The sequence below is a fragment of the Pedobacter sp. PF22-3 genome, from assembly GCF_026239555.1.
Lineage (GTDB): Bacteria > Bacteroidota > Bacteroidia > Sphingobacteriales > Sphingobacteriaceae > Pedobacter.
In genome coordinates, this window is record NZ_JAPIVP010000044.1 from 1 (window position 1) to 1,411 (window position 1,411).

Below are 1,411 nucleotides of genomic sequence, written 5' to 3' on the forward strand. Positions count from 1 at the left end.
CTGTCTTAAAAAGCAAATAAAAGCTTATAAAAATTTAGCTTTTGAGAAGCATTAATTTAAATGCTTTCCATTTGTGAAACAGTGCCATAACTTTACCTTTGTTTTAGTGAAAACTTCCTTCTGGAATTTTATCATGTGTAGCTCTGGATTTTTCTGGAGCTATTATTTTTTTCTGAATAATTGAATTGGGGATTGTATCTCTGCTCATTTTTCCAAAGATGGTACATCATTACCAGCAGTTTCTTTTGCACGGCAACATAGCCTTTCATTTTAAATCCAGTCCGCTCAAAAACTCTTTCATAAAGGCTTTTAAATTGTGGCTGGTCGTCCCTTACCGCGCAAAATGCTGGCATAAACAGAATTCTTCTAATTCGGGAATTCCCCTTTTTTGAAATTTTTGTTTTTCCGATGTGTTTGCCCGATTGGTTTTCTATCACATCGTAACCTGAATATTTTACCAGGGATGCCGAATTTTTAAACAGTGTAAAGCCATTGGTTTCAGCTACGATTACGCAAAAAGATAGCAGGTTAATCCCTTTTATTGCTGTAATGTTTTCGTAATGAAGATTTAAGACCTTGTCTGTTTTAACAAGCTTTTCCATTGCCATCTCCATTTCTGCTACTTGTTGCTCAAGCAGTTTTATCGTTTTGTTCAGTTGTTTTATAACTTCTTTACTTTGGAACTGGGCATGTTTCAGTGCCTCAAGCTGGTTAGCCATAACATTGATGGTCTCTCTTAAGTTTTGATGCTGACGCGTATAGTGCCTGAGTTCATAAAGTTTCTCACTGCCGGGAACCCAAGGCTCCAGGTTCTTTTCTGCACCAATTTTAGCAAGGCCTTTGGCATCTATACTGTCATTTTTAGAGTTTGATCCATCTGCCTGTAGGTACTTTTTAGCCTTATTTGGTAATAAAATACTTAACACCAGGCCTTTGGAATGCAGAAGCCACGCAAGCTGTTCATGGTACACACCAGTGGCCTCCATTACGATACGCAGGGGCAGCTCTTCTTTCTGGTGCTGCTTGATCCAGGATAAAAAATCTTTAAAACCACTAGGGTTGTTGGATAACTTACGGCTGGATTTTACAGTTACTTTCTGGCTGCTGTCTATGACCGACAAACAGCAATGAAAATCTTTTTTTGAGACATCAATTCCGATAGAGTACTTTAAATTCATCATACCTTTAATTATTTAGATAGAAATAATCAATAATCTCTCTTAGTTTTTGCTCATGATATAGATGATCCAAATACAGTGAAATGGTCAATAGGTACTGTTCAAACTTTAAGAAATAAAAAAGGGAGGGTGATCCTTTTACATCAACATCGGTTAATCCCGTGTCCAGCCCGACCACAAATTTTTCTCCCTCTTTTGATTATTTTTATTATAAAGGTAAAGATATGAGCCCG

General features: G+C 37.0%; 1 protein-coding gene. It reads right to left on the reverse strand.

Annotation, left to right across the window (positions count from 1 at the left end; all coding sequences use genetic code 11):
* Positions 1-131 precede the first annotated feature (131 nt).
* The gene (locus tag OQX63_RS23225) at positions 132-1,181 is read right to left on the reverse strand and encodes an IS110 family transposase (protein WP_265853168.1); all 1,050 of its coding nucleotides are present in this window, start codon (positions 1,179-1,181) and stop codon (positions 132-134) included.
* Positions 1,182-1,411 lie beyond the last annotated feature (230 nt).